At 38.7% G+C, this 26443-nt stretch carries 30 protein-coding genes and 1 tRNA gene; 9 read left to right on the top strand and 22 right to left on the bottom strand.

All coding sequences use genetic code 11. From position 1 onward, the window contains the following. The first annotated feature begins 334 nt into the window (after window positions 1-334). Window positions 335-1285 (top strand): nucleoside hydrolase, encoded by a 951-nt coding sequence (locus tag AC1Q8N_RS20420; RefSeq protein WP_098078561.1) that lies wholly within the window; start codon window positions 335-337, stop codon window positions 1283-1285. 100 nt (window positions 1286-1385) lie between these two features. On the opposite strand, the gene eno is transcribed toward AC1Q8N_RS20420, so the two are convergent. The 11 genes from eno to AC1Q8N_RS20365 all read right to left on the bottom strand — a co-directional run bounded on the left by eno (window position 1386) and on the right by AC1Q8N_RS20365 (window position 11440). Then, the gene (eno, locus tag AC1Q8N_RS20415; protein ID WP_000103948.1) at window positions 1386-2681 is read right to left on the bottom strand and encodes a phosphopyruvate hydratase; all 1296 of its coding nucleotides are present in this window, start codon (window positions 2679-2681) and stop codon (window positions 1386-1388) included. Between the two features lie 30 nt (window positions 2682-2711). After that, window positions 2712-4241: a 2,3-bisphosphoglycerate-independent phosphoglycerate mutase gene (gpmI, locus tag AC1Q8N_RS20410; protein WP_493521355.1), complete on the bottom strand. Its 1530-nt coding sequence runs from the start codon at window positions 4239-4241 to the stop codon at window positions 2712-2714. After that, on the bottom strand, window positions 4238-4993 hold the full coding sequence (tpiA, locus tag AC1Q8N_RS20405; RefSeq protein WP_001231042.1) for a triose-phosphate isomerase: 756 nt from the start codon (window positions 4991-4993) through the stop codon (window positions 4238-4240). The genes gpmI and tpiA overlap by 4 nt, the downstream gene beginning before the upstream one ends. Before the next feature lie 32 nt (window positions 4994-5025). Further along, a complete protein-coding gene (locus AC1Q8N_RS20400; RefSeq protein WP_001036333.1) occupies window positions 5026-6210 on the bottom strand; it encodes a phosphoglycerate kinase in 1185 nt (394 codons plus the stop codon). 139 nt (window positions 6211-6349) lie between these two features. Then, window positions 6350-7354 (bottom strand): type I glyceraldehyde-3-phosphate dehydrogenase, encoded by a 1005-nt coding sequence (gene gap, locus AC1Q8N_RS20395; RefSeq protein ID WP_000161234.1) that lies wholly within the window; start codon window positions 7352-7354, stop codon window positions 6350-6352. A gap of 26 nt (window positions 7355-7380) precedes the next feature. Then, a complete protein-coding gene (gene cggR / locus AC1Q8N_RS20390; protein WP_001258183.1) occupies window positions 7381-8409 on the bottom strand; it encodes a gapA transcriptional regulator CggR in 1029 nt (342 codons plus the stop codon). Window positions 8410-8544: 135 nt separating this feature from the next. Continuing rightward, window positions 8545-8790 (bottom strand): glutaredoxin family protein, encoded by a 246-nt coding sequence (locus AC1Q8N_RS20385; protein WP_098068791.1) that lies wholly within the window; start codon window positions 8788-8790, stop codon window positions 8545-8547. A gap of 9 nt (window positions 8791-8799) precedes the next feature. Continuing rightward, on the bottom strand, window positions 8800-10107 hold the full coding sequence (rpoN, locus tag AC1Q8N_RS20380) for an RNA polymerase factor sigma-54 (RefSeq protein ID WP_088123730.1): 1308 nt from the start codon (window positions 10105-10107) through the stop codon (window positions 8800-8802). Window positions 10108-10378: 271 nt separating this feature from the next. After that, the gene (locus AC1Q8N_RS20375; protein WP_098078563.1) at window positions 10379-10675 is read right to left on the bottom strand and encodes a hypothetical protein; all 297 of its coding nucleotides are present in this window, start codon (window positions 10673-10675) and stop codon (window positions 10379-10381) included. A gap of 180 nt (window positions 10676-10855) precedes the next feature. After that, a tRNA-Arg gene (locus AC1Q8N_RS20370) sits at window positions 10856-10931 on the bottom strand. A gap of 155 nt (window positions 10932-11086) precedes the next feature. Further along, window positions 11087-11440: a YxeA family protein gene (locus AC1Q8N_RS20365; RefSeq protein WP_000734941.1), complete on the bottom strand. Its 354-nt coding sequence runs from the start codon at window positions 11438-11440 to the stop codon at window positions 11087-11089. A gap of 205 nt (window positions 11441-11645) precedes the next feature. On the opposite strand from AC1Q8N_RS20365, the gene AC1Q8N_RS20360 reads away from it, so the two are divergent. The 8 genes from AC1Q8N_RS20360 (at window position 11646) to clpP (ending at window position 16231) form a co-directional block, all read left to right on the top strand. Further along, the gene (locus AC1Q8N_RS20360; protein ID WP_000216160.1) at window positions 11646-11852 is read left to right on the top strand and encodes a DUF1657 domain-containing protein; all 207 of its coding nucleotides are present in this window, start codon (window positions 11646-11648) and stop codon (window positions 11850-11852) included. Between the two features lie 93 nt (window positions 11853-11945). Then, window positions 11946-12431: a YhcN/YlaJ family sporulation lipoprotein gene (locus tag AC1Q8N_RS20355; RefSeq protein ID WP_098642303.1), complete on the top strand. Its 486-nt coding sequence runs from the start codon at window positions 11946-11948 to the stop codon at window positions 12429-12431. Between the two features lie 29 nt (window positions 12432-12460). After that, window positions 12461-12937 carry a stage V sporulation protein AC gene (gene spoVAC / locus AC1Q8N_RS20350; protein ID WP_000095399.1) on the top strand — a complete coding sequence of 159 codons (477 nt, stop codon included), beginning with the start codon at window positions 12461-12463 and terminating at the stop codon, window positions 12935-12937. Beyond that, complete coding sequence (gene spoVAD / locus AC1Q8N_RS20345) at window positions 12938-13954, top strand: stage V sporulation protein AD (protein WP_098068792.1); 1017 nt, start codon at window positions 12938-12940, stop codon at window positions 13952-13954. Further along, window positions 13951-14301 (top strand): stage V sporulation protein AE, encoded by a 351-nt coding sequence (gene spoVAE, locus AC1Q8N_RS20340; RefSeq protein WP_000575918.1) that lies wholly within the window; start codon window positions 13951-13953, stop codon window positions 14299-14301. The genes spoVAD and spoVAE overlap by 4 nt, the downstream gene beginning before the upstream one ends. An 11-nt stretch (window positions 14302-14312) precedes the next feature. Next, window positions 14313-14519, top strand: coding sequence for a DUF1657 domain-containing protein (locus tag AC1Q8N_RS20335; protein ID WP_000215899.1), 207 nt, complete (start codon window positions 14313-14315; stop codon window positions 14517-14519). A gap of 20 nt (window positions 14520-14539) precedes the next feature. Continuing rightward, window positions 14540-15409, top strand: coding sequence for a DUF421 domain-containing protein (locus AC1Q8N_RS20330; RefSeq protein WP_046955590.1), 870 nt, complete (start codon window positions 14540-14542; stop codon window positions 15407-15409). 240 nt (window positions 15410-15649) lie between these two features. Next, window positions 15650-16231, top strand: coding sequence for an ATP-dependent Clp endopeptidase proteolytic subunit ClpP (gene clpP / locus AC1Q8N_RS20325; protein WP_001049163.1), 582 nt, complete (start codon window positions 15650-15652; stop codon window positions 16229-16231). A gap of 560 nt (window positions 16232-16791) precedes the next feature. Here clpP and AC1Q8N_RS20320 read toward each other — a convergent pair. The 11 genes from AC1Q8N_RS20320 to lgt all read right to left on the bottom strand — a co-directional run bounded on the left by AC1Q8N_RS20320 (window position 16792) and on the right by lgt (window position 26427). Then, the gene (locus AC1Q8N_RS20320; RefSeq protein ID WP_000250305.1) at window positions 16792-17040 is read right to left on the bottom strand and encodes an HPr family phosphocarrier protein; all 249 of its coding nucleotides are present in this window, start codon (window positions 17038-17040) and stop codon (window positions 16792-16794) included. Between the two features lie 23 nt (window positions 17041-17063). After that, window positions 17064-18014, bottom strand: coding sequence for a DNA-binding protein WhiA (gene whiA, locus AC1Q8N_RS20315; RefSeq protein WP_000006569.1), 951 nt, complete (start codon window positions 18012-18014; stop codon window positions 17064-17066). An 89-nt stretch (window positions 18015-18103) separates the two neighbouring features. After that, window positions 18104-19057 (bottom strand): gluconeogenesis factor YvcK family protein, encoded by a 954-nt coding sequence (locus AC1Q8N_RS20310; protein ID WP_000712182.1) that lies wholly within the window; start codon window positions 19055-19057, stop codon window positions 18104-18106. A gap of 3 nt (window positions 19058-19060) precedes the next feature. Then, complete coding sequence (rapZ, locus tag AC1Q8N_RS20305; RefSeq protein ID WP_000138461.1) at window positions 19061-19942, bottom strand: RNase adapter RapZ; 882 nt, start codon at window positions 19940-19942, stop codon at window positions 19061-19063. Between the two features lie 20 nt (window positions 19943-19962). After that, on the bottom strand, window positions 19963-20421 hold the full coding sequence (locus AC1Q8N_RS20300; RefSeq protein ID WP_001190080.1) for an NUDIX hydrolase: 459 nt from the start codon (window positions 20419-20421) through the stop codon (window positions 19963-19965). Window positions 20422-20649: 228 nt separating this feature from the next. Beyond that, a complete protein-coding gene (locus AC1Q8N_RS20295; RefSeq protein WP_000455195.1) occupies window positions 20650-21456 on the bottom strand; it encodes a DUF368 domain-containing protein in 807 nt (268 codons plus the stop codon). 159 nt (window positions 21457-21615) lie between these two features. Next, the gene (trxB, locus tag AC1Q8N_RS20290; RefSeq protein WP_001288065.1) at window positions 21616-22572 is read right to left on the bottom strand and encodes a thioredoxin-disulfide reductase; all 957 of its coding nucleotides are present in this window, start codon (window positions 22570-22572) and stop codon (window positions 21616-21618) included. Between the two features lie 85 nt (window positions 22573-22657). Beyond that, window positions 22658-24169 (bottom strand): tetratricopeptide repeat protein, encoded by a 1512-nt coding sequence (locus AC1Q8N_RS20285; RefSeq protein ID WP_048542490.1) that lies wholly within the window; start codon window positions 24167-24169, stop codon window positions 22658-22660. 145 nt (window positions 24170-24314) lie between these two features. Continuing rightward, window positions 24315-24821, bottom strand: coding sequence for an acyltransferase (locus tag AC1Q8N_RS20280; protein ID WP_048542491.1), 507 nt, complete (start codon window positions 24819-24821; stop codon window positions 24315-24317). Window positions 24822-24896: 75 nt separating this feature from the next. Next, window positions 24897-25547 carry a pyrophosphatase PpaX gene (gene ppaX, locus AC1Q8N_RS20275; protein ID WP_048542493.1) on the bottom strand — a complete coding sequence of 217 codons (651 nt, stop codon included), beginning with the start codon at window positions 25545-25547 and terminating at the stop codon, window positions 24897-24899. 67 nt (window positions 25548-25614) lie between these two features. Beyond that, window positions 25615-26427 carry a prolipoprotein diacylglyceryl transferase gene (lgt, locus tag AC1Q8N_RS20270; RefSeq protein ID WP_000924234.1) on the bottom strand — a complete coding sequence of 271 codons (813 nt, stop codon included), beginning with the start codon at window positions 26425-26427 and terminating at the stop codon, window positions 25615-25617. Window positions 26428-26443: the final 16 nt, after the last annotated feature.

Here is a 26443-nt window from a genome sequence, read left to right as displayed (position 1 = left end):
TTCATCATCCCTCATGTTTATACGATCTTCTCTTAATATCTTTATCATAGTATAAATTGTAAAAAGCTGCAATTTATCAACTTGACAGCAAAAACAGCTTATGTTAGACGCTTACAACCTTGATATGACTGGATTTCCACATAGAAATTAAGTCAAAAACCTTGACCTAATATAAAAAGTTTTTATTTTCTGAATTTATAACGTTGTTATTTCAATAAAATAATCTTTTTATCCTTAAGCTTACATATATATAATGTGAAACTTTCATTAGTGGTGGTTTTCTTCATCCCCACAATCGGACTTTTACGGGATAAACAAGATAGGTGGTGAACATATGCCAAAAAAAGTTCTTATTTTTTGTGATCCTGGCATTGATGATACGATGGCTCTCCTCTTAGCATTCTTTATTGATGAAATAGAAATCGTCGGCATCGTTGCTGATTACGGCAATGTTCCAAAAGAAATGGCCGTACAAAACGCTCATTTTCTTAAGAACGAAGCAAAGGATAGAAATATCAAGATATTTGGTGGATCAGAACGCCCACTTACTGGCGCCCCTCCTACTTTCTTTACGGAAGTACACGGGAAACAGGGGCTCGGGCCAATTATTCCCAAGGGACATGTGACTAACGGAGAAATGGAGAATTTTTTCGAAGTTATTCCTCTTATTGAACAGTATAAAGATGAATTAATCATTGTTAGTTTAGGCAGACTTACCTCCCTAGCAATTTTATTCATCTTATGTAAACAGCTCATGAAGCAAGTTAAATCTTACTACGTAATGGGCGGTGCCTTTTTACATCCTGGTAATGTTACCCCTATTTCCGAAGCAAACTTTTATGGCGATCCTACTGCTGCTAATATAGTCCTTCAATCCTCACCCAACATGTACATCTATCCATTAAACGTCACTCAGTATTCCATCATTACACCAGAAATGGCTGAATACATTGAAGCAAAAGGAAAAGCTCCACTCGTCAAACCGTTATTCAATCATTATTACTACGGATATTATAAAGACGCCTTACCGCATTTAAAGGGGAGCCCCTTCCATGACACAATGCCAATACTCGCTTTACTTGATAACTCTATGTTTACATATCACAAGTCACCTATCGTTGTCATGACAGAATCTTATGCACAAGGAACAAGCATAGGGGAATTTCGTTCTTTAGGAGAATCTAAGCCATTTATTGATTGGCCGAGTCATCAAATCGCAATTGATTTTGATTATAACCGCTTCTTTAAACATTTCATGTCACTTATGACGGGTGAGCAATTTTAACATAAAGTGAAACTTTAATCAGTGGGGGTTTTACTGTCCGTTAACGCGGGATAAAAAAAACAGACCGTGATTTCTCACGGTCTGTCGTTATTTTCTACAATTATCGTTTGATGTTGTAGAAAGATTTGATACCATCGTAAACAGCGATTTCGCCTAGTTCGTCTTCGATGCGTAATAATTGGTTGTACTTAGCAATACGGTCAGTACGGCTCATAGAACCAGTTTTGATTTGGCCAGCGTTAGTTGCAACTGCGATGTCAGCGATTGTAGCATCTTCAGTTTCACCAGAACGGTGAGATACAACTGCTGTGTAACCAGCACGTTTAGCCATTTCGATAGCTTCGAAAGTCTCAGTTAAAGTACCGATTTGGTTAACTTTAATTAAGATTGAGTTAGAGATACCTTTTTCGATACCTTCAGCAAGTTTTTGAGTGTTAGTTACGAATAAGTCGTCACCAACTAATTGTACTTTATCACCGATACGCTCAGTTAATAATTTGTGACCATCCCAGTCGTTTTCGTCTAAACCATCTTCGATAGAGATGATTGGGAAGTCTTTGCAAAGCTCTTCGTAGAAATCAACCATTTCTGCAGAAGTTAAGCCAGTACGGCCTTCGCCTGCAAGGTCATATTTACCAGTTTCTTTGTTGTAGAACTCAGAAGAAGCAACGTCCATTCCTAAGAATACGTTCTCGCCAGCTTTGTAACCAGCTTTTTCGATAGCTTCGATGATTACTTCTAATGCTTCACGGTTAGAACCAAGGTTTGGAGCGAATCCACCTTCGTCACCTACTGCAGTGTTAAGACCTTTGTCATGTAATACAGCTTTAAGTGCATGGAATACTTCAGCACCCATACGGATTGATTCTTTGAATGTTGGAGCACCAACTGGTAAGATCATGAACTCTTGGAAGTCTACGTTGTTATCAGCGTGAGAACCACCGTTGATGATGTTCATCATTGGAGTTGGTAATTGTTTTGCATTGAATCCACCAAGGTAACGGTATAATGGAAGACCTACGAAGTCAGCTGCTGCGTGAGCTACTGCCATAGATACACCAAGGATAGCGTTAGCGCCTAGTTTACCTTTGTTTGGAGTGCCATCTAATTCGATCATAGCACGGTCGATACCAGCTTGGTCAGTTACGTCGAAACCAACGATTTCTGGAGCGATTGCTTCGTTAACGTTGTTTACTGCATTTAGAACACCTTTACCAAGGTAACGAGATTTGTCACCGTCACGTAATTCTACTGCTTCGTGCTCACCAGTAGATGCACCACTTGGTACGATAGCGCGTCCGAAAGCGCCGCTTTCTGTGTAAACTTCTACTTCTACAGTTGGGTTACCACGAGAGTCAAGGACTTCGCGAGCATAAACATCAATAATTGTTGACATAATAAATTCTCTCCTTTTTATATAAGCAAATTATTTAATAATTGTTTTACCTGTCATTTCTTTCGGTTGTTCCACATTTAAAAGCGTAAGCATTGTTGGAGCGATATCTCCTAAAATACCACCTTCACGAAGCTCTACATCATTTTTTGTAACGATGAAAGGAACCGGGTTAGTTGTATGAGCTGTCATTGGTCCACCATCAGCAGTTAACTCCTGATCAGCATTACCATGGTCAGCAGTAATAAGTGCTACACCATCTTTTGCAAGAATCGCTTCTACAATTTTTCCTAAACATTCGTCAGTTGCTTCTACTGCTTTAATTGTTGGTTCCATCATCCCAGAATGGCCAACCATATCACAGTTTGCAAAGTTAAGAATGATAACATCATGTTTATCATTTTCGATTTCATTTACTAAAGCGTCCGTTACTTCGTAAATGCTCATTTCAGGTTTCAAGTCATACGTTGCAACCTTCGGTGAGTTAATTAAAATACGCTCTTCTCCTGGGAATTCAGCCTCACGACCACCGCTAAAGAAGAATGTAACGTGCGGATACTTTTCAGTTTCCGCGATGCGAAGTTGCTTTAATCCCGCTTGCGCAACAACTTCACCTAATGTGTTATCAAGGTTCATTGGCTTGAATGCCACGTAACCATCTACAGTTTCACTGAAATGTGTCATACAAACGAATTCAGGAATGTGAGGTACTTTTTCACCACGATCGAACTCACGGAAGTCTTCGTTTGTAAATACACGAGCAATTTGAATTGCACGGTCTGGACGGAAGTTATAGAAGATAACTGCATCATCATCATTGATTGTTGCAACTGGCGTGTTATCTTCGTTAACAATTACAGACGGCAATACGAATTCATCATAGATACCGTTCGCATAAGAGTCTTCTACACACTCTTCTGCTGATTTATAAGTAGGGCCTTCACCATTCACCATAGCACTGTAACATTTTTCTACGCGATCCCAACGCTTGTCACGGTCCATAGAGTAATAACGACCAGAGATAGTCGCGAATTGTCCTACTCCTGTTTCTTTAATTACTTCATTTGTTGCATCGATATAACCTTTTGCTGTTTGTGGTCCAACATCGCGGCCGTCTAAGAATGCATGGATATAAACTTTCTCCACGCCTTCTTTTGCTGCTAAGCGAAGAAGAGCAAACATATGGTTCATGTGACTGTGCACACCACCATCAGAAAGTAAACCGAATAAATGAAGAGCAGTACCTTTTTCTTTTACGCTTTTAATTGCATTTTGGAAAGTTTCGTTCTGATCGAACTCACCTTCACGAATTGCAACGTTTACGCGTGTTAAGCTTTGATATACAATGCGGCCAGCACCGATATTTAAGTGACCAACCTCAGAGTTACCCATTTGACCTTCTGGAAGACCTACTTCCTCACCACAAGCTGTAAGCGTTGTATGAGGGAATTTGTTCCAGTAACCATCAAAATTAGGTTTCTTAGCTTGTGCTACAGCATTCCCATGAGTTTCTTCACGTAGTCCGAAACCATCAAGAATGATTAAAGCTGTTGGCTTTCTCATTTTACCGCCCCCAGAAGACCTAAGAACGAAGCAGGCTCTAAGCTAGCACCGCCAACTAAAGCGCCGTCGATGTCAGATTGTGCCATATACTCTTTAATGTTTTCTGGTTTTACGCTACCGCCGTATTGAATACGAACAGCTTCTGCAGCTTCTGGAGAAACAGCTTCTGCAACAACTTTACGGATGTGCGCACATACTTCGTTTGCATCTGCAGAAGAAGAAGATTTACCTGTACCGATAGCCCAGATTGGCTCATAAGCGATAACAGTTGCTTTAACTTGCTCTTCTGTTAAACCTGCAAGTGCTTTTGTCACTTGACCTGCTACTAGATCAAATGTTTTTCCGCTTTCGCGCTCTTCTAAAGTCTCACCACAACATACGATTGGTGTTAAACCATGTTCAAATGCTGCAAGAGTCTTTTTGTTTACTGACTCATCTGTTTCAGCAAACATTTCACGACGCTCAGAGTGGCCAAGTACTACGTAGCCTACTTTTAAGTCGCTAAGTGCTACTGGGCTAATTTCGCCAGTGAATGCACCATTTTTTTCGAAGTGCATGTTTTGTGCACCTACTTGTAAATCAGTTCCTTCAGTTGCTGCTACTAAACGCTCTAAAAATAGAGCTGGAGAGCAAACTACTGCATCAACAGCTGAAGCTGCTGGGATTTGACCTTTAACTTCCTCTACGAAGCTAACTGCTTCAGATAGAGTTTTATTCATTTTCCAGTTACCTGCGATAATTGGTTTACGCATGCTTTGCACCGTCCTTTTTCTTTGGCTGCTACTTATTTGTCGTTAAGACAAACTACACCTGGAAGCTCTTTGCCTTCCATGAATTCTAATGACGCACCGCCGCCAGTAGAAATGTGGCTCATTTTATCAGCCATACCGAATTTTTCAACAGCTGCTGCAGAGTCACCACCGCCGATAACAGAGTATGTATCTTCTGCATCTGCTAATGCTTGTCCTACTGCTTTTGTACCTTCTGCGAATGGAGTCATTTCGAATACACCCATTGGTCCATTCCATACAACAAGCTTAGAATTTTTAATTACATCTGCATAAATTTCACGTGTTTTAGGACCGATGTCCACGCCTTCCCAAGTAGAAGGGATAGAGTCGATACCTACGATTTGAGTTGTTGCAGTTTCAGAGAATTCCTCTGTGATTACAACATCAACTGGCATGTAGAAGTTTACGCCTTTTTCTTTTGCAAGTTGCATAAATTCTTTAGCTAGTTCGATCTTGTCGTCTTCACATAGAGATAGACCAATTTCATGACCTAAAGCTTTAACGAATGTGTAAGCAAGTCCGCCACCGATGATTAAGTTATCTACTTTGTCTAATAGATGACGAATTACACCGATTTTATCTTTTACTTTCGCACCACCGATGATAGCTGTGAATGGACGTTCTGGGTTAGAAAGTGCTTTTCCAAGTACATCTAACTCTTTTTCCATTAATAATCCAGATACTGCTGGTAGGTAGTCTGCGATACCTGCTGTAGAAGCGTGAGCACGGTGAGCTGCACCGAATGCATCGTTTACGAAGATATCAGCAAGAGCTGCAAATTCTTTCGCAAGTTCTGCATCGTTCTTTTCTTCGCCCGCATAGAAACGTACGTTTTCAAGAACTAATACGTCGCCTTCGTTCATTGCTGCAACCATTTCTTGTGCAACTGGTCCGAATGCTTCGTCTGCTTTTTTAACATCTTTACCAAGAAGCTCGCCTAAACGTGCTGCTACTGGAGTAAGACGTAATTCTTCTACTGCTTGACCTTTTGGACGGCCTAAGTGACTTGCTAAAATAACTTTCGCACCTTGCTCTACTAAATATTGAATTGTAGGAAGAGCTGCACGGATACGAGTTTCATCTGTAATTTTGCCTTCTTTCATAGGTACGTTGAAATCAACGCGGCAAAATACACGCTTACCTTTTAAATCTACGTCACGAATTGATTTTTTGTTCATTGGATTTCCCTCCGACTACTAGTTAGGATTGACAAAACCCACTCAAAAGCTTAACACATTTGCTTTTAAAACGAAAGAAGAGAGAGAGGGAACAAACCCTCTCCCTCGTTTTGTCATTGATTACTTATATAATTAAGAATTAAAGACCTTTAGAAGTCATGTATGCTGCTAGGTCTACTACGCGGTTAGAGTAACCAGTTTCGTTATCGTACCAAGAAAGTACTTTAACCATGTTACCTTCCATTACCATTGTAGATAATGCATCGATTGTAGAAGAAGCTGTACATCCGTTATAGTCGATAGATACTAATGGCTCTTCGCTGTATCCAAGGATACCTTTTAATTCGCCTTCAGCTGCTGCTTTGAATGCTGCGTTTACATCTTCAACTGTTACTTCTTTGTCAAGTTCAACAACTAAGTCAACAAGAGAAACGTTAGCAGTTGGAACACGTACAGCGCCACCGTTTAATTTACCTTTAAGTTCTGGTAATACTAATGCTACAGCTTTAGCTGCACCAGTAGATGTTGGGATCATGTTTTCAGCTGCTGCACGAGCACGACGTAAATCTTTGTGTGGTAAGTCTAAGATTTGTTGGTCGTTAGTGTAAGAGTGAATTGTTGTCATCATTCCGCGTTTTACGCCGAATTTTTCGTTTAATACTTTAGCGAATGGAGCTAGACAGTTTGTAGTACAAGAAGCGTTAGATACTACGTTGTGGTTAGCTGCATCATATTGTTCGTGGTTAACACCCATAACTACAGTGATATCTTCGTCAGAAGCTGGAGCTGAGATGATAACTTTCTTAACTGATCCACCTAAGTGTTTTTCAGCGTCTGATTTTTTAGTGAAACGGCCAGTAGATTCTACTACTACTTCTACTCCGTAGTCGCTCCATGGTAATTGAGCTGGGTCACGCTCAGCGATAACTTTAATTTCTTTACCGTTAACAACGATGCTGTTTTCGTTAGCAGATACTTCTGCATTTAAAGTTCCGTGAACTGTGTCATATTTTAAAAGGTGAGCTAATGTTTTAGCATCTGTTAAGTCGTTGATTGCTACTACTTCTACCTCAGAGTTGTTAAGAGCTGCGCGGAATACGTTACGTCCGATACGTCCAAATCCATTAATACCAATTTTAGTCATTTGAATTTCCTCCTTGGGGGATTATATTAAAGGGTAATACCCTTTGTTAACTGTTTTGCTGCACCTTCATCTGTAATTAGAATTGAAGTGTGCCCTTGTTTAATTACAGCCTGTATTGCCTTTGCCTTTGAAGAACCTCCAGCGACTGCAACAACGTGAGATACATGTTGTAAATCCTCAAGTTGCATACCAACTGTTCTTACTTTATGAACAACATTTCCTTGTTCATTAAAGTAGTAACCGAAAGCTTCGCCTACTGCTTCGCTTGCTTGAATCTTTAACCAATCTGCTTCTGAAGTATTTCTGCGACGTGCCATTGTTAACGCATCACCTATTCCATGAATGACGATATTGGAAGATCGAATCAACTCAAGAACTTCTTTCACGGAAGGCTCTGTCACAATAGACGCATATGCTTCGCTACTAACATGGTCTGGAACATACAATAAGCGATAATTACTCATCGTATTTTGTGCCATCTTGGCACAAATGGTATTGGCTTCTAATTCGACACCCTCTCCAATTCCACCACGCGCTGGGACAAATAGCATATGTAAATCTTTGCAATCAAGCTGCATCATGTCCGCAGCAGCAGCTAGCGTAGTTCCTCCAGCCACAGCAACGATATTATTCGCTGTCAGACGGTCTTTTATACAAGTCACACAAGCACGGCCCATCTCCAGTTTGACCCAAGGTGATTCATCACTATCACCAGGGACAACGAAAACTTCATCCAAGTCTAATGTTTCCTTAAGTTGCTTTTCTAAAACCTTTAACCCGGAAATTTCTTTCATAAAGTCTTCCAAAGCAAGAACTAAAGCTGTTCCTTCTTCTGTCAAAGTCATTCCAGAAGAAGCGACGTGAACTAAGTTTTGTTCTTTCAAAACTTGAACTTCACTTCGCAATACTCGTTCTGTCATACCGAGACTTGCTGACAAGTTTCTTCTTCCAATCGGCTGCATGAGCCTAATGTATTGAAGAATTTGCATTCTCGTTTGCATAACAGGTAGCAGATCAGGTAATAATTTTTTTGTGTTCTGAATCCATGAGCGCATATCTTTTCTCCTCACTACATTGGTTCATTTTTCCTCGTGGTCACTTTACGTCCCGTAGTGACATTTTGTGTCCCACATAGGTTAAAAAAATAATCCCTGCTACGTGTATTATTGTAACAGGAGATAGAAACTTATTCAACTCTTAACTGCATTCTTTATATAGTTTATTATGACACCTTTGTGAATGTTACCATATTCTACTTGTTTTCCGCCTATTTCTACCACCGGAATCATTAGGTGATATTTTTCTAAAAGGTCATTATCTTCATATATATTTATTTCCTCGATTTGAAAAGAATATTCACATTGTACTTCCTCTAAAACTTGTTTCGCCTGCAAGCAAAGGCCACAATCTTTTTTTGTATACAGTACAACTTTCATATTCTTCACCTATCCGATCGTTTTTCGTAATGATGACGCTGGAATGTGCATTTGTTCTCTATACTTCGCCACTGTTCTTCGAGAAATAACGATTTCATGCTCTTCTTCTAATAATTTTGAAATCTTTTGATCTGAAAGTGGCTTTTTCTTATTCTCCGCCTCAACAAGCGTTTGGATAAATCGTTTCACACGCTTTGTAGAAACTGCTTCATCTTCAGTAGTCGAAATAGCATTACTAAAGAAAGATTTCATCTCAAATAAACCATGTGGTGTTTGCACATATTTATTTCGCGTTGCACGACTAATTGTAGATTCATGCACACTTAACTCTTCCGCTACCTCTTTTAAAGCAAGCGGTTTTAAATATTCTGGCCCTTCCCAGAAGAAATCACGTTGTTTTTCCATAATAATAGTCATCACTTGCAGAAGCGTTTGTTTTCTCTGTTTTAAACTGCGCATAATCCACTGCACATGCTGATACTTTTCTGATACATAAGATGCTACTTCACTTTCACTATTATTCAGAAGCGCACTATACTCAGAATGAATTTCAATTCTCGGCATATTTCTCTCGTTCATTTGTAAAACGAGACGATCACCATCTTTTTTCACCGCCATATCAGGCACAATATAAAGCGGTTTATCAGAAGAAAACGCAAGACCTGGTTTCGGCTGTAATGACGTAATACAGTTCACCGCCGATTGCAATTCTTCATTACTACACTTCAACACTTGAACGAGCTTTCGCCAATCTTTCTTCACGAAATAAGCGAAGTGATCCTCTATAACCTCTTCCGCTAATCCATTCCGTCTTTGTAAGCGCTTCAATTGCAAAGTTAGACATTCCTGAATATTACGCGCTCCTACCCCTGCTGGCTCGAGTGATTGGACAAGCTCTACAAAGCGGGCGACTTCATGAATCGGTGCGGAAAGGAGATCCGCTAACTCTTCGTTCGTTTCTTGTAAATACCCATTTCCATCCATGTTCATAATAATGAAAGAAGCTATTTTTCGCTCTTCTTCATCTATTTTATAATACTGTATTTGATTTAATAAATGTTGCTGAATCGTTGTTGAATCCACACTGTAGATTTCCATCTGATTCTCGACTTGTTTGCTGGTACTTTTACTGTTGTTAGAGCTCTTTTTCTTCTCCCTCTCAAAACCACCTAACTCAATAAGGGGATTCTCTAACGATTGCTCATACAAAAACTCCGATAATTCTTGTACATTATACTGGAGCATTGTAATCGCTTGCCTTAACTCTTGTGTCATTGCCAAACGTAAGCTTTGTTCTTGTAAAAGACTTGCCTTCAAACTAATCTCCCCCTTGTTTCTATTGTACAATAAGTTTGGTAAAAGGAGAATGCTATCACAGACACCCATTCCAAAATATTATTAATTTATATGTATTAATGAGATTTACAACTTACAACCGAAATTTGAATAATATTGAAAGAAAATAATAGCGCGATAAAATTATTACCACATACTAATAGTAAATCTTATTATCAGATATAACAAGTGTTAATAAAAAAGGTCTGCACTTATATTTGTAAGTGCAGACCTTTTTATGCAGATAGATTCATTATGCTCCGTTAAATATAACATCCCCTTCTTCAGCAGGCCATTCACCTTCTAATTCCATGTCGTCTAACATCATTTCAGCCGTAAAGACAATCGCTATTAAATCCTTATGGTAGTCTCCGCTAGGCAAATAGTGACTAGGTCCAAAACAATCCCTATCAATTCCTTTATATTGCAATTCCATATTTAACATGAATTTCAACATTTCATCGCCTGTAATTTCACCAGAATCAGATACAGCAACGGTTCTACGTTCGTTATCCCCTAAAATACTTAAATATCCACTAATTTTACGCACCTGCAATCCCCTCATACTATAAGTTTTAGATAATTTTAGTATAAACTCATTACAAAATTAACAGAAGTACCTTGTTGGACCATAACAAAAACCCCCTATACACGATTATTTCTAATCACATACAAGAGGTTGTTTTAAATTTACTATTTATTTTCAACACGTAACACCAACAATACATAACGCGCCCAGAGGGATTCGAACCCCCGGCAGACGTGGTACCGGAAACCACCGCTCTATCCGACTGAGCTATGGGCGCATGATTATAAAATACACTTCATTTTCTCTCCATAATAATAGCAATAAAAACCATTTAAATCAATAAAAACTCTTTGATAGCACATTGTATATACGATATTTTCTGCATAAAAATGCCCCCTATTTTCTACATTTAGGAGGCAATTCTTAACGGTCTTATTTATCTAGTTTCTCTTTAATCTCTTTTGGAATTTCATCCGGTTGTACTTCTTGGTACGTTTCGATATACTCACCTTTCGTTTTAACCTTTACATATGCTCCTTCTCTAAGCCCACGAGGTGCATAAAACTTAACATCTCTTCCTTCGCCCGAAGCGTAATAACCAGTAAGTTTATAGTCTCCAGCTACCTCTCCAACTGTAGATAGTCGGCCAGATTCTTTCGCTTTTACATATACAAAGTCTTCTTTCACAAGCGGATTATATCTATCAGTCACCTCATTATGAGAAAAGCTTGCCACACCAATAACTAATATAAAAAGTCCAATTAAACCTAATAATAATTTCTTCATTTTTCTCTCCTTCAAATGTCCTTTTGACTTGCTTTACTTTCTTTATTCTAGGAGAAAAAGTTTTTTTCCACTATCGCTTTTCCTTACATATTCATTACAAAATTGTAATCCACACATGTAACACTCCTAAATTTTCCAATCATAAATTCACCCCAACTCACAAATTATAATCTTTGAATTGATATTCCAAAGGGGGCTTCATTCAATGACTGTAATTACAAAATTAAAGCAAACTGTTTCTGGATTAAAAAGTGCACAAGCTAGCTTAGAGGGATTCGCTCTTGATACGGATAACCAACAAGCTAAGCAACTTTTCCAAACAGCTGCAGAGCAAACGCAAACGATTATCGATTCTTTAAATCCACGCGTTGAAGAAGTCCAACAAGAAGAACCACAATACTCACAGCAATAACGAATTAGTCATGCTGTGAAATAGAAAAAGGATGATATGCAGTCATCCTTTTTCTATCACATTACATATTGCAACAGAAATGGAATGATAATCATGCGAAAACTCGGCCTCATAACCGCGTTATTTGCCCTTCTATGTAGCTCTTTTGCCGGATGTGATAATAGTCCCTTAGATAAAAAAGTGAAAGAAGAAGCAAAACGAACGGAGAAAGAAAAAGGTCCCAAACTAACAAAGACGAGTACAGAATCCTTTAATCAATCTATATCACAAGGAGCCAACAAAAGGGCTCTCGCTATGGATGAAATTACAAAAAGCACAGCAGTGAATTCAAATTTGGATCTCTACATAGCAGTTCTGCCTGAGCATCACGAAAGGTTTGGATTAAAGCCTCTGCGTAAGAAGCTTCAAAAGCAGTTAAGTGATGAGCATCCTACTTTCGATGTTCGTGTAAGTACTGATAAAAAAATCTTTATGTTACTCGAAAAGCTTGAGAACAAAATTAAGAAAAAAGAAGTATCTAAAGACGAGATCAATAAGCAATTAAAACTCATTGGGAAAAAAATGGAGTCTAACACTTAACGCTTTTTAATAGAAAAGGAAGGATCGCAATGTCTAGTAAAGATAAGAACTTAACCCCTGTGCAACAAGAGTATAAAAAATTCGAGCAAGAACGCGAACCGAAGCGCCCTGTCTTGAAAAATTGTATTAAAGCCTTTTTCGTCGGTGGTTTTATTTGCTTCATCGGACAACTCATTTCTACGTTTTATATCACATATTTTGACTTCACTGAGCGTTCAGCAGGAAATCCAACAGTCGCAACTCTCATTTTCATTTCCATGTTACTAACTGGTTTCGGTATATATGACCGCTTTGGGCAGTTTGCTGGAGCAGGCACAGCTGTACCCGTTACTGGATTTGGTAACTCTGTTATTGCCGCATGTATCGAACACCGAACAGAAGGGTTCGTACTCGGCGTTGGAGGAAATATGTTTAAATTAGCCGGCTCTGTTATTTTGTTTGGTGTATTTTCAGCTTTCGTCATCGCACTTATTAAAACGATTCTCGTTCAATGGGGAGGGCTATAAATGTTACAAGGACACCGAACGTGGGTATTTGAAAATAAACCCGTTATTATTTCGACAGGAGTCGTTGGTGGACCGTTTGAAGCAAAAGGAAACATTCCAGAAGACTTCGATATCCTCCATGAAGATTTATGGCTCGGCCAGGATTCCTATGAAAAAGCACATAAAATTTTATTCGAAGAAGCTTGTAGCCGCGCTACTGAAAAAGCCAAGCTTCGTAAAGACGATATTCAATTCGTACTTGCAGGAGATTTAATTAATCAAATCACTCCAACAAGCTTTGCCTGCCGTACACTCGGAACACCATATCTCGGATTATTCGGAGCATGTTCTACTTCCATGGAAGGATTAGCGCTCGGGGCAAGTATTGTAAATGCAAAAGGCGCAAAATATTTATTAACCGGGGCATCTAGTCATAACACCGCTGTAGAGAAGCAGTTCCGATATCCAACTGAATACGGCGGTCAAAAACCTCCTACCGCACAATGGACAGTAACTGGAGCTGGCGCAGCTATTTTAAGCGACACTGGACATGGTCCTAGAGTAACATCTGCAACAATCGGACGAGTGGTTGATATGGGACTAACGGATCCGTTTAATATGGGCGGTGCGATGGCTCCAGCTGCCGTCGATACAATTGAAGCCCACTTGCGCGAACGCCAAATTGATGCCTCTTACTACGATTTAATCGTAACAGGCGACCTAGGACATGTCGGTCGCGAAATTGCTTATGACTTACTACATAAACACGGAACGAAAGTAACGAGCGAACAGTTTCAAGATTGCGGCATACTCATTTATAGAGAAGGGCAACCTGTCATAGCTGGTGCTAGCGGACCGGGATGTTCCGCAACAGTCGTGTACGGTCATTTATTAAACCGAATGAAAAGAGGAGAGTTCAAAAAAATACTTGTCGTTGCGACAGGAGCTTTACTATCTCCACTTACATTCCAACAAGAAGAAACGATTCCGTGTATCGCTCACGCCGTTTCGATTGAATTTGGAGGTGCAACGCAATGATTTTTTTCTGGGCTTTCGTCATCGGCGGACTCATATGTGTAATTGGCCAACTTATGTTTGATGTTGGCAAGCTAACACCCGCTCATACAATGGCAACACTTGTTGTTGCCGGTGCTATACTGGACGGATTCAACCTGTATGAACCATTAATCGATTTTGCTGGAGCCGGGGCAACTGTACCTATTACAAGTTTCGGTAATGCTCTCGTTCACGGCGCAATGGAAGAAGCTGCAAAACACGGCATCGTTGGCGTCATTACCGGAATGTTTAAAGTAACAAGCGCTGGTATTTCTGCTGCTATCATATTCGGATTCATTGGTGCATTACTATTCAAACCGAAAGGATAAGAGGTGTTTGTATGACAGTTATCGCTAGCGTTAAAACCTGCCTTGCTAGTGTAAGGGGCGCTCAAGCAAGTTTAAGCTCCCTTTCACTACATTCACAGGACGCGGAATCAAAACGCGTATTTCATGAATGTATGTTAGAAATGGACAGCATCATCGCTGATTTACAGAATAGAGTTTCATTATTAGAACGTGAAGAACCTCAATATAAAGGGTTTTAAGTAGACTGGAGGAAATGACTATGTCTCACCTGCCGGAATGGACACTTGTCATTCTTCGCTCTGTATTCATATTAATTATTTTATTCGCTATTACGAAATGGTTAGGGAAAAGACAAATCTCTCAGCTCTCCTTTTTTGAATACATAGCCGGAATGACAATCGGTGACATCGCTGCCCAAGTATCTACAGGGCTCGATTCAAAATTTTTCCACGGCGTCTTTGCGATACTCATTTTCGCTGTGGTACCTTTTTTCACAGGAATCCTCTCCTTAAAGAACAAAACAGCTCGCGACTTCTTTGAAGGGAAATCTACCGTATTAATAAAAGATGGAAAAATACTCGAAGATAACTTAAAGAAAGAAAAATATACAAGTGACGAATTACTGGAACTACTCCGTGGAAAAAATGCTTTCAGCGTAGCTGATGTTGAATTTGCCGTACTAGAACCGAGCGGAGAATTAAATGTATTATTGAAGAAAGATCGCCAACCACTTACAGCAAAAGACGTTGGCTTAAAAGTACCGAATGAAAAAGAACCACAAACTGTTATTATGGATGGCAATGTCTTAGATGAACCTCTATCCTCTAGTGGACATAACCGCGCTTGGTTACATTCTGAACTAGAAAAGCTCGGTGTTGTTATTGAAAATGTCTTTCTCGGTCAAGTGGATTCATACGGACAACTTACTATCGACATTTATAATGACAAACTACAAATGCCTTCTCCTCAAAACAAGCCTTTATTATTAGCATCTTTAAAAAAATGTCATGCTGATCTTGAACTATTTTCCCTAGAAACAAAGTCGAAATCAGCAAGCGAAATGTATAGTAAAAACGCGAAACACATCGAAAAGATTTTAAATAAAGTAACCTATCTTTTAAAAGAATAGATATCACAAGAACGCTTCAGTAAAAAGGCGTTCTTTTCTTTTTACTACAGATTTCATGACGTTTAAATTTATGTAATTCGGTTATGATGTTGAAGATACATAAGCAGGGAATTTCAAAAACATAGCGAATAATTCATGGTACAACTACATATTTTTTTGATTTAAAGTGGTTTCGTTTGACCTTTATTGACCATAATTGTATTATAAGACTAAGAAAGCTTTAGAAGGAGGAAATAACAGATGAATTTAATTCCTACAGTAATTGAACAAACAAATCGTGGAGAACGCGCTTACGATATTTACTCTCGACTATTAAAAGACCGCATCATTATGCTTGGTAGTGCAATTGATGACAACGTAGCTAACTCAATCGTTTCCCAGCTTTTATTCTTGGAATCTCAAGATCCAGAAAAAGATATTCACATCTACATCAATAGCCCTGGTGGTTCTATCACAGCAGGTATGGCAATTTACGATACAATGCAATTTATTAAACCACAAGTATCAACAATCTGTATCGGTATGGCTGCATCTATGGGTGCATTCTTACTTGCAGCAGGTGAAAAAGGAAAACGTTATGCACTTCCAAACAGTGAAGTAATGATTCACCAACCACTTGGCGGAGCACAAGGCCAAGCGACTGAAATCGAAATCGCTGCAAAACGTATCCTATTCTTACGTGAAAAACTAAACCAAATTCTTGCTGACCGCACAGGTCAACCACTTGAAGTACTACAACGCGACACAGACCGCGACAACTTCATGACAGCTGAAAGAGCTCTAGAATACGGCTTAATCGATAAGATCTTTACAAATCGTTAATAGATTTAAAGCGGAAGCGGCTCGTTTAGAACAGGAGGAAGTTGGAACCCCTGATTACGAGGCGCTTTTTTGCCTCGAATGAAGGGGTGAAACGACCGACCATTCTAGCCGCTGGAGCTGGATAGATTTAAAGCGGAAGCGGCTCATTTAGAATGGGAGGAGGATGGAGCTTCTGACAAAGAGGTGCTTTTTACCTCGTCGGAAGAAGCGAAGCCACCGACCATTCTAGCCGCTGGAGCTGGATAGATTTAAAGCGGAAGCGGCTCATTTAGAATGGGAGGAGGATAGATTTAAAGCGGAAGCGCCCTATAATTGGGCGCTTCTTTTATATATTGTCCCCCGCTCACATACCCCACCTAGTATACCCCTAAATATATCGGCGATTTTTCAAATATATCGACCGTAACTCCAATTATATCGGCGATTATTTTAATATATCGACGATTCGACACAACTTATCGACTTACCGACAACCCTCGACAAGCACGCGCCCCCTACATACCCGACTCCCAACACCAAATAACAAAACAAAAAAGCTATCGCACATGCGCGATAGCTTCTTATTGTATATATGCAGCTAATGCTTCTAAAGCTTCTTCTGCATCTGAACCTTCTGTTGTAATTGTTATCATGCTACCAGTTCCAATTGCTAAGCTCATAATCCCCATTATGCTCTTTGCATTCACTGTCTTTCCATCTTTCTCGATGAAGATATCTGCATGAAAGCGATTGGCCTCTTGTACAAACAACGCAGCCGGACGTGCTTGTAAACCGTTTTTTAATGAAACTTTAACTCGTTTTTGAACCACAGCTCCATTTCCCCTTTAACCTCTTATTTTTTTGCTACAGCTTCCCCCGCGCGTAATTTCTCTGCAATCTCATCGATTTTACGCAAACGATGATTAATACCCGATTTACTAATTTTCCCCCCGGATACCATCTCGCCTAACTCTTTCAATGTTACATCTTGATAATCTCTTCGTAATTGTGCAATTTCTCGCAGTTTATCTGGTAATATATCAAGACCAACTGTCTCATCAATATAACGGATATTTTCAATCTGCCTTAGCGCTGCACCAATTGTTTTATTTAAATTGGCTGTTTCGCAGTTCACTAAACGATTTACTGAATTACGCATATCGCGAACGATTCGAATGTCTTCAAATCTTAAAAGTGCATTATGAGCGCCTATAATATTTAAAAACTCCGTAATCTTTTCTGCTTCTTTCAAATACGTAATGTACCCTTTTCTTCTTTCCAACGTCTTACTATTTAAATCAAATCCGTTCATCAATTCACATATAGCATCATTATGTTCCTTATATAACGAAAAGACCTCTAAATGATAAGATGATGTTTCTGGGTTATTTACTGAACCACCTGCTAAAAATGCACCTCGTAAATACGATCGTTTACAACATTTCTTCTCGATTAATTCCTGGGATATATTTCGAATTAACGAAAAGTCGTCTCGAACAATATGAAGATCAGCTAATATTTCGCGAGACTTCTCAACAAGCCGCACAATATATACATTATTTTTCTTCAATCGCATTTTTTTACGAACAAGTAATTCTACCGTCACGTCATATCCTTTTTTCAAAAGCGTATAAATCCTTCTTGCAATTGCCGCATTCTCCGTTTGAATATCGATAGATAGACGACGGTTTGAAAAAGAAAGCGATCCGTTCATTCGAAGTAACGCTGATAATTCTGCTTTCTCACAGCATTCCTTCACCTCAAGATTCGTTAGCTCTTTCTTTGTTTCTGATGCAAATGACACAGTCAACACCTCCTTATACGATTACTTTGGAACAAAAATCTTGTCCTATATGAAATGATGAGCGTTACCTCAAAAGAGGCAACGCACATCTACAACAGTGAATATAAAATAGAAGCTAGTTTTAATGTATCGTGCCTTACAACACGATCATCATACTTCGCTAATTGATCTTGAATGACATCAATATTGCTCTCTGTAAAACGCTCTTCATCTACTACAACTGGTGCCGACATTTCTTCCTCATACAACTGACGTAATTCACAAGGAATATCACGGTTATTTACAATTGCAGTATCGATAAATGGTTTACCTAAATGATCATGTAACGCCTGCACATGGTCAAACGCAGTATATCCCATCGTTTCACCAGCTTGCGTCATAACATTACAGACATATACCTTCTTCGCTTTTGCAGCAAGAACAGCGTCCCCGATTTTGTTAACAACTAAATTCGGTAATATACTCGTATACAAACTTCCTGGACCAAAAACAAGTAAATCAGCTCGTTTAATCTCAGCCAACGTTTCATGTAAAGGCTCTACATCTTCTGGAGTTAAAAAGACGCGGTTAATCTTCTTCCCAGAATAAGGAATCTTTGATTCACCTGTTACAATTTCTCCATCTTCTAGTTCCGCATGAAGTACCGCACTTTGGTTCGCTGCAGGTAACACACGTCCTCTGACATTTAACACTTTACTCGTTTCCGTAATCGCATGGAAGAAGTCTCCTGTAATCGAGGTCATACCCGCTAATAATAAATTTCCTAACGCATGACCTTTCAGCCCGTCTCCCGTTGTGAAACGATGCTGAAATAAAGCTTCCACCAGCGGCTCTACATCTGATAATGCAACAAGTACGTTACGAATGTCACCTGGGGGTGGAATTTCGAGCTCATCACGTAATCTACCTGAACTGCCACCATCATCAGCGATTGTAACAACTGCTGTAATATCAACTGGATATTGTTTTAATCCTCTTAATAAAACAGAGAGTCCAGTACCGCCTCCCATGATAACAATTTTAGGTTTTCTCTCTTTTTTCATCCCTTAATGGCCCTTTCTCTTCTCCACATCACGATGAGATACATGAACGCTATACTCTGGTTTCAAATGTTTCCCAAGGTATTCTGTAAGCGTAACAGAACGATGCTGTCCACCTGTACATCCAATCGCAATTACAAGTTGACTCTTGCCTTCTCTTTTATAATGAGGCAGCATGAAAGTAATAAGATCCGTCAATTTTTCTAAAAACTTATGTGTCTCATTAAATTTCAGCACATACGATGAAACTTCTTCATCTAGTCCTGTTAATGGCTTCATATGTGGAATGTAATATGGATTTGGTAAAAAACGAACATCAAATACTAAATCTGCATCAATTGGAATACCGTACTTAAATCCAAACGACATAACATTTACACGAAATGCTTGCTCAGTTTCAGTTGAAAACAGGTGAACAATTTTTTCACGTAATTCTTTCGGTTTTAAATCCGATGTATCCAGCACAATATTCGCTCGTGCCTTCATATCAGTTAATAAGCCACGCTCCATCTCAATTCCCTTTAACGGTAAACCAGTTGGTGCAAGTGGATGCGAACGTCTCGTTTCTTTATAACGAGTTACAAGCGTGCCATCTTTCGCATCTAAGAATAAAATATGAGGAATAATCCATGTACGTTCTGATAAATCATCAAGTGCTCCCCATAAATGTTCGAAAAACTCTCGGCCACGTAAATCAACGCCAAGTGCCACTTTATTCATTTTCCCTTTTGAATCCGCCATAAGTTCAATAAACTTCGGCAATAACATCGGTGGTAAATTATCTACACAGAAATATCCTAAATCTTCAAAACTTTGTAAAGCTACTGTCTTTCCAGCTCCAGACATTCCTGTAATAATTACCATTTTTATATCATTATTCTCTGTCATCGTATCCTCTCCTTGACGGTTTAACTCGGATCTAATCGATATGAAAGCAACTCAAAATCTGGGGTATATACAAATGTACCGTAGATTATGCCATTTCCTTTAATTAAATAATCAATAATGTGATAATCTCCTGGTGCCATTGCTAAATCATCAATTTTGTCAAATGTATGCCAACCAATGATGCCTTCTTCGCTCTCTAGTTTGTTTTCTCCTGCAAAATCTGTCGCTAAAAAGGAGAACATCATCCATTCAGAAACAACTTTATCACCTTCTTGGATGACAAAGGTGAAGACCCCTTTTAACGCTGGGTTCTTTAAATAAATACCTGTTTCTTCACGATACTCGCGAACAACGGAATCTCTTACTGTCTCACCACGCTCCATTTTCCCGCCTGGTGCAACCCACCAATTTCGGCGAGGTTTTTGGAGTAAGAGTACTTCATTATCTCTAATTAACACACAGTTTGTCACTCTTTGCATGTTTCTTCACCTCAGCTACTTGCAGTAAATTTCTCACTGCATACTCATTTCATTATACTATCAAAAACAGTTTGCTACAACGAAGGAGCCAGTCCTCTTTCGCTAAGCACATGCCACTCAACAATTTTAAAAAAGCTTTCTAGAACAAGCAATGTAAATGCTTAGACTTTCAATGAATAGCATGAAAAATCCCCTTAACGATTTTTATCGCCAAGGGGATTAAAGTACTTATTTCTTACCGAAATAAGTAACAATCGCAAATCCTAAAATAAAGGTAATAATTGAACTTATAATTGAAAATCCTCCAGTTGGAATACCAGGGAACACAATTACAATCGAGCCGATAACAAGTCCAATAATTGCCGCAAATGTCATACTTTTATAACGATCTAACAAGAAACTAATTCCTTTACTACTTACAACAAACCCCGCCATAACACCAGCACCGATAACTACGATTAAAGGTAAGTTCAGTGTAGTTAAAGCATTAATTGCTGTCGGATACACACCAATAATTAATAAAATAAATGATCCGCTAATTCCAGGAAGCAACATAGCCATACTAGCCATCCAGCCCGCGAAAAATAAGCCAATTGCATTTAAAATTGTTAACGTCGTAATTGGATCTGCTGCCTTATCTGGTTTAAAGAAAGCTGTGATCGCAACAAGAATTGCTGCAACTATTAATAAAACAATGTGCTTACCTTTAAACGACGACTTTGCATCAGCTTCTCTCATTAACATCGGTAATATACTAATAATTAAACCGAGGAAGAAAAATTGAGTCGGTTCATAATGATTTGCAAGTAAATATTTAATAACGTGACTTAGCGTTAAAAACGCTGCTGCCACACCAGCTGCAAGGGGAATTAAAAACCCTAAATGTTTTTTCCATTCACGACTAAAGAATCCACTAATTGCCGCAAGCAATTGTTCATAAATCCCTAACACAACAGCGATTGTACCGCCGCTCACACCAGGAATTAAATCACTAACGCCCATACAAAACCCACGATATATATTACGCCATTCCATACTGAATAAATTCCTCATTTCTTATAGTGATTTTTCCGTAAAGTCCAGTATATCAATAAGAAAGCTTATAATCCCAATATTTTTTGACAAAACTTTGACATTTTCATAAAAAAAGAAAGCTCCTATCGGTAGCTTTCTTCTCAAAAGGCATATTATCCCTTATTTTTCTGATACTGTTTTTAGTTCTTCTAATAATTCTTCTACGTAATGTTGTGCACTTTGTGCTGCGATACTACCATCACCTGTTGCAGTTACAATTTGACGTAGCATTTTTTCACGAACATCTCCAGCTGCGAAAATACCAGGAACTTTCGTTTCCATACGCTCATTTGTTTCAAGGTAACCATTTTCATTTGTAATACCTAGTTCAACAAATGGTTTTGATAGTGGTAACATACCGATGTATATGAACACGCCATCAGTTTTGACTTCTTTCTCTTCTCCACTGTTTACGTCTACAAGTGTTACGCTTCCCACTTTACCATTTGCATCGTTAATTTCTTTTATAGTGTGATTCCAAATGAAATCAACTTTCTCGTTTTGGAAAGCACGATCTTGTAAAATTTTCTGTGCACGAAGAGTGTCACGACGGTGAACGATTGTTACCTTTGATGCGAAGCGTGTTAAGAATACACCCTCTTCAACAGCAGAATCTCCACCACCAATAACTACAAGTTCTTTTCCTTTAAAGAAAGCCCCATCACATACTGCACAATATGATACACCACGGCCGCCAAGTTCTGTTTCGCCTGGCACACCAATTTTTTTATATTCTGCACCGCTTGCAACGATAATTGCACGTGCTTTATATTCTTTTTTACCAGCAATAATTGTTTTGTATTCTTTACCATCGATGACTGCTTTCACATCACCGTATGCATATTCAGCACCAAATTTCTTCGCATGCTCGAACATTTTATTTGATAAGTCTGGTCCTAAAATAGACTCATAACCTGGGTAGTTCTCTACATCCTCTGTGTTTGCCATTTGGCCACCTGGGATACCACGCTCAAGCATTAATGTGCTTAAATTCGCACGAGATGTATATACTGCAGCTGTCATACCAGCTGGTCCTGCACCAATAATAATGACATCATAAATTTTTTCTTCTGACACACTATTCACTCCTATTCATTCCTACACAATTAAGTTACCCTCATTATACTGTTAGCATCATTTTTTTCCCAATGATTTGCTTACCCTATGTGTGCGTACGTTTAACAGCCTGCACATACTTTCGAACAGTCGCTACAGATACATTATATACATCCCCAAGCTCCGACTGTGTCATCTTATTTCCTTGTTCGCTGCGTACAATATATTCAACAGCAGCTGACCAGCCGTATACATTTGTAAAAACTGCCCCAGATGTATATAAACGTATGAACGTACAAAACCAAAATTGTAAACACTCTTCGATTAATTCATCATCTTTTTTCGTATAATTATATAAAGCATCCGCAATTTGCGCGCACTGTTCAAATTGCTGTAAATCAGCTGGAATGCTCTTATGGCTATTAAGTAAAAAGAAATACTTTGCAAGTTGCGATACGATTGGAACACCGTTCTTCGCCTGCGTTACATCAAAGAAGAATCCCACCTTCTCTGGCGTTGATAATTCATTCATTAAATATAAAGCTAGCATTTGTTCCTCTAGCGTCGCACTTTGTTGAAATGATTTTCGTAATTCTTCAAATAATACGTTTTGTCCTTCATCTGCTAAATTCAGCGCATTCCACGGTTCTTTTCCCTTTTTATCAGGGTGCAATTCTACAACATGCTGCCACATTTTTTCAGCTACTTGCTGATCTTTCACCATATAAGCAGAATATGCAAACCAATAATAAAAACTAACGTCTCCCTCATATCCTTGACGCTTTAATACTTTGAACCATTTATATGCAGGCTCAAAATGACCAATTGTTGCAAGTGTCGTTCCAAGTTTCAAACGATGCTCGAACGAAATCGGATATACTGAAACTAACTGCTCCGCTAACGCTTCTACTTGTTTATGCTCTCCAATTGAATATAGGAAAATAAGCGTATTACAAAGCGCATGTATATTACCAGGATTTTTCTCTAAAATCATTTCCGTTAACTTCAGAGCTTTATCTACATTACCAGATTGAAAATGTGCAATAGCTAAATTATTATGACCCGACCAAAATTCCGGATAATCTTTTGTAACAATTTCCAATGTAGCAATTGCTTCTTCCAATTGTCCGTTACGAATATAACGATTCGCTTCTTCTTGCATAACAATTAGATCGTCCTCATCCTCAATCTCTTCCTCACCCATCGCTTCTTCTTCCATAATTTCAAGTAATTCTAATGTATCTTCTACAAATTCCTTCTCTTCTGCAACTTCTAAATAGCGATCCGCATACTTTTTCGCCTGCTGAAATAGCCCCATATATGCATAATTATTTGCAATAAAATAATAGCATTGTTCAAGTTCTGGATTAGATCTAACAAGCTTAAAGAAGATTTGATTCGACTCTTGATATTCACCAGCCTCAGATAATACTGTTGCTAATTGGCATAAAATAAACGGCTCCTTCTCACTTTGTGCCGCTCTTCGAAAATATTTAATTGCATCTTGCAATTTCTGTCCTTTGTAAGCCCTCATCCCTTTTTTATAAAAGAAGTCCGATAATTGATTAAAAGAGATAACTTGTCCGTTCTCCTTATATATTCCTTGATTTTTCCCCATATATCCTCCAGTTTTTTGTTTTCTTCGTTCACACATTCTTCTATCTATAAGTATAAACGATTCCGTAAAAAACAAAACAGTATATTATACTCAATTATTTCCTTTTTATTCATTAAAAAAGAAGAGAAATGTTACATTTTTAGCATCAACCTTCTCTAGCATCCATTTCTTCTTTCGTATAAATAACACGCATTGGATTTCCACCCACGAAAGCACCACTTGGGACATCTCTATGAACAAGTGTGCCAGCTGAAACAATCGCGCCATCTCCAATTTTCACACCTGGTAATATAGTCGTATTTGCTCCAATCATCACTTCATTTCCTATGACGATCTCTCCAAGTCGATATTCGCGAATTAAATATTCATGTGCTAAAAGCGTTGTATTATAGCCAATAATTGAATTCTCTCCCACAGTTATCTTTTCTGGGAACATAATATCCGGCACTACCATAAGCGCAATTGATGTTTTCTTTCCGACTTTCATCCGTAAAAATGTACGGTACAACCAATTCTTGACGGATAAAAATGGTGTATAACGCGCAATTTGGATAATAATAAAGTTTTTCATTACCTTCCAAAAAGAAACTGTTTTATACACATTCCATAATGAATTTTCTCCCGAAACAGGATAGCGCGTTGTCCGTCGCACTTAACTCGCTCCTCTACTAAAAAGTGAAACTGTAAGTTAGTAGGGAAACAGACCCCTACTAACTTACTTGGACCTTTATGAACGGTTCATATCAGACAAAATCGGTAGCAAATCACTCATTTTATCTAACATAAAGTCCGGCTTGTAAGCCTCTAAATACGCTCTACCTTTCAACGTCCATGAGACAGCAGCTGTTTTCGTGCCCGCATTTTGTCCACCAACAATATCATGGTGATTATCCCCAACCATCAATGCTTCTTCCGGTTTCGCATCTAATAACTCAAGCGCTTTTTGAAGTGGTTCTGGATGTGGTTTCACATGCTCCACATCATCAATTGTCACGACCACATCAAAAAATTCATCAAGCTTTGACAACTTTAATCCCATCTCAACTGTTTGTCTCGCTTTCGTTGTAACAATACCAACTTTATAGCCTTGCTTCTTCAACTCTTGAACTGTTTCATATACAGTTTCATATTCTTCCACTAATTCATCGTGATGATCATGGTTAAATTGACGATAACATGTAATCATCTCTTCAACCTTGTTTTCATCAATCTTGCTGAAAGTATCATGTAAAGAAGGGCCAATAAATGACAATACATCTTCACGCTTATATTGACTTGGATAATATGTATGTAACGTATGTAAAAAAGAAGAAATAATAAGTTCGTTTGTATTAATTAAAGTTCCATCTAAATCAAATAACACTGTATTTATTCTCATTGCCTTAGTCCCTTCTCTTTCCTGAATATGAAAGAAGCAGCATCTTATAATAAGATGCTACTTTTCTCTAATTTTCCGAATATCTTTTATCAGCTTGCCCCATTTTTCGTCTCACGATAATGAAAATAATAGAAATAACAACAAGTCCAATTGACATTACTTGTGCGATACGAAGTGGTCCTAACATTAAACTATCTGTACGTAAGCCTTCTACGAAGAAGCGCCCTATTGAATACCAAATTAAATATGTGAAGAATAATTCCCCGCGTCGTAAATTCACTTTTCGTAATGCAAGTAATAAAATGACACCTGCAAAATTCCATAATGACTCATATAAAAACGTTGGGTGATAGTACACACCCTCAATATACATTTGATTAATAATGAAATCCGGTAAATGAAGTCCTTCTAAAAACTGTCTCGTTACTTCATCACCATGCGCCTCTTGGTTCATAAAGTTTCCCCATCGACCAATTGCTTGTCCTAGTAAAATACTTGGCGCAGCAATATCAGCCAACTTCCAGAATGAAACCCCGCGTCGTTTCGCAAAAAGAATCCCTGTAATAACAGCCCCGATTAAACCACCATGAATCGCCAAGCCACCTTGACGAATATTAATAATTTGACTCGGGTTTTGCGCGTAATATTCCCATTCAAAAATAACATAGTACATTCTCGCAAATAGAATAGCGATCGGTACTGCAATTAATACAAGGTCAACAAATGTATCTTTTGGAATACCTAGTCTTTCTCCCTCGCGAGTTGCTAGCCAAAGACCTAATAGCACGCCTGTACCGATAATAATCCCGTACCAATATACAGGAAACGGCCCAAGTTGGATCGCTACACGGTCAAGCTGTGGTACAGAACCTAACAGCATATGTATGACCTCCCTC

The sequence above is a fragment of the Bacillus sp. GW823-FHT06B01 genome, from assembly GCF_058952315.1.
Note: the sequence above shows the minus strand (reverse complement) of the source record. Positions and strands in the feature narration are given on the sequence as shown.

Coding starts and splice junctions, on each gene's coding strand:
- AC1Q8N_RS20420 (WP_098078561.1), top strand. CDS start 335: ATGCCAAAAAAAGTTCTTATTTTTTGTGATCCTGGCATTGATGATACG.
- eno (WP_000103948.1), bottom strand. CDS start 2,681: ATGTCAACAATTATTGATGTTTATGCTCGCGAAGTCCTTGACTCTCGT.
- gpmI (WP_493521355.1), bottom strand. CDS start 4,241: ATGAGAAAGCCAACAGCTTTAATCATTCTTGATGGTTTCGGACTACGT.
- tpiA (WP_001231042.1), bottom strand. CDS start 4,993: ATGCGTAAACCAATTATCGCAGGTAACTGGAAAATGAATAAAACTCTA.
- AC1Q8N_RS20400 (WP_001036333.1), bottom strand. CDS start 6,210: ATGAACAAAAAATCAATTCGTGACGTAGATTTAAAAGGTAAGCGTGTA.
- gap (WP_000161234.1), bottom strand. CDS start 7,354: ATGACTAAAATTGGTATTAATGGATTTGGACGTATCGGACGTAACGTA.
- cggR (WP_001258183.1), bottom strand. CDS start 8,409: ATGCGCTCATGGATTCAGAACACAAAAAAATTATTACCTGATCTGCTA.
- AC1Q8N_RS20385 (WP_098068791.1), bottom strand. CDS start 8,790: ATGAAAGTTGTACTGTATACAAAAAAAGATTGTGGCCTTTGCTTGCAG.
- AC1Q8N_RS20365 (WP_000734941.1), bottom strand. CDS start 11,440: ATGAAGAAATTATTATTAGGTTTAATTGGACTTTTTATATTAGTTATT.
- AC1Q8N_RS20360 (WP_000216160.1), top strand. CDS start 11,646: ATGACTGTAATTACAAAATTAAAGCAAACTGTTTCTGGATTAAAAAGT.
- AC1Q8N_RS20355 (WP_098642303.1), top strand. CDS start 11,946: ATGCGAAAACTCGGCCTCATAACCGCGTTATTTGCCCTTCTATGTAGC.
- spoVAC (WP_000095399.1), top strand. CDS start 12,461: ATGTCTAGTAAAGATAAGAACTTAACCCCTGTGCAACAAGAGTATAAA.
- spoVAD (WP_098068792.1), top strand. CDS start 12,938: ATGTTACAAGGACACCGAACGTGGGTATTTGAAAATAAACCCGTTATT.
- spoVAE (WP_000575918.1), top strand. CDS start 13,951: ATGATTTTTTTCTGGGCTTTCGTCATCGGCGGACTCATATGTGTAATT.
- AC1Q8N_RS20335 (WP_000215899.1), top strand. CDS start 14,313: ATGACAGTTATCGCTAGCGTTAAAACCTGCCTTGCTAGTGTAAGGGGC.
- AC1Q8N_RS20330 (WP_046955590.1), top strand. CDS start 14,540: ATGTCTCACCTGCCGGAATGGACACTTGTCATTCTTCGCTCTGTATTC.
- clpP (WP_001049163.1), top strand. CDS start 15,650: ATGAATTTAATTCCTACAGTAATTGAACAAACAAATCGTGGAGAACGC.
- AC1Q8N_RS20310 (WP_000712182.1), bottom strand. CDS start 19,057: ATGAAAAAAGAGAGAAAACCTAAAATTGTTATCATGGGAGGCGGTACT.
- rapZ (WP_000138461.1), bottom strand. CDS start 19,942: ATGACAGAGAATAATGATATAAAAATGGTAATTATTACAGGAATGTCT.
- AC1Q8N_RS20300 (WP_001190080.1), bottom strand. CDS start 20,421: ATGCAAAGAGTGACAAACTGTGTGTTAATTAGAGATAATGAAGTACTC.
- AC1Q8N_RS20295 (WP_000455195.1), bottom strand. CDS start 21,456: ATGGAATGGCGTAATATATATCGTGGGTTTTGTATGGGCGTTAGTGAT.
- AC1Q8N_RS20285 (WP_048542490.1), bottom strand. CDS start 24,169: ATGGGGAAAAATCAAGGAATATATAAGGAGAACGGACAAGTTATCTCT.
- ppaX (WP_048542493.1), bottom strand. CDS start 25,547: ATGAGAATAAATACAGTGTTATTTGATTTAGATGGAACTTTAATTAAT.
- lgt (WP_000924234.1), bottom strand. CDS start 26,427: ATGCTGTTAGGTTCTGTACCACAGCTTGACCGTGTAGCGATCCAACTT.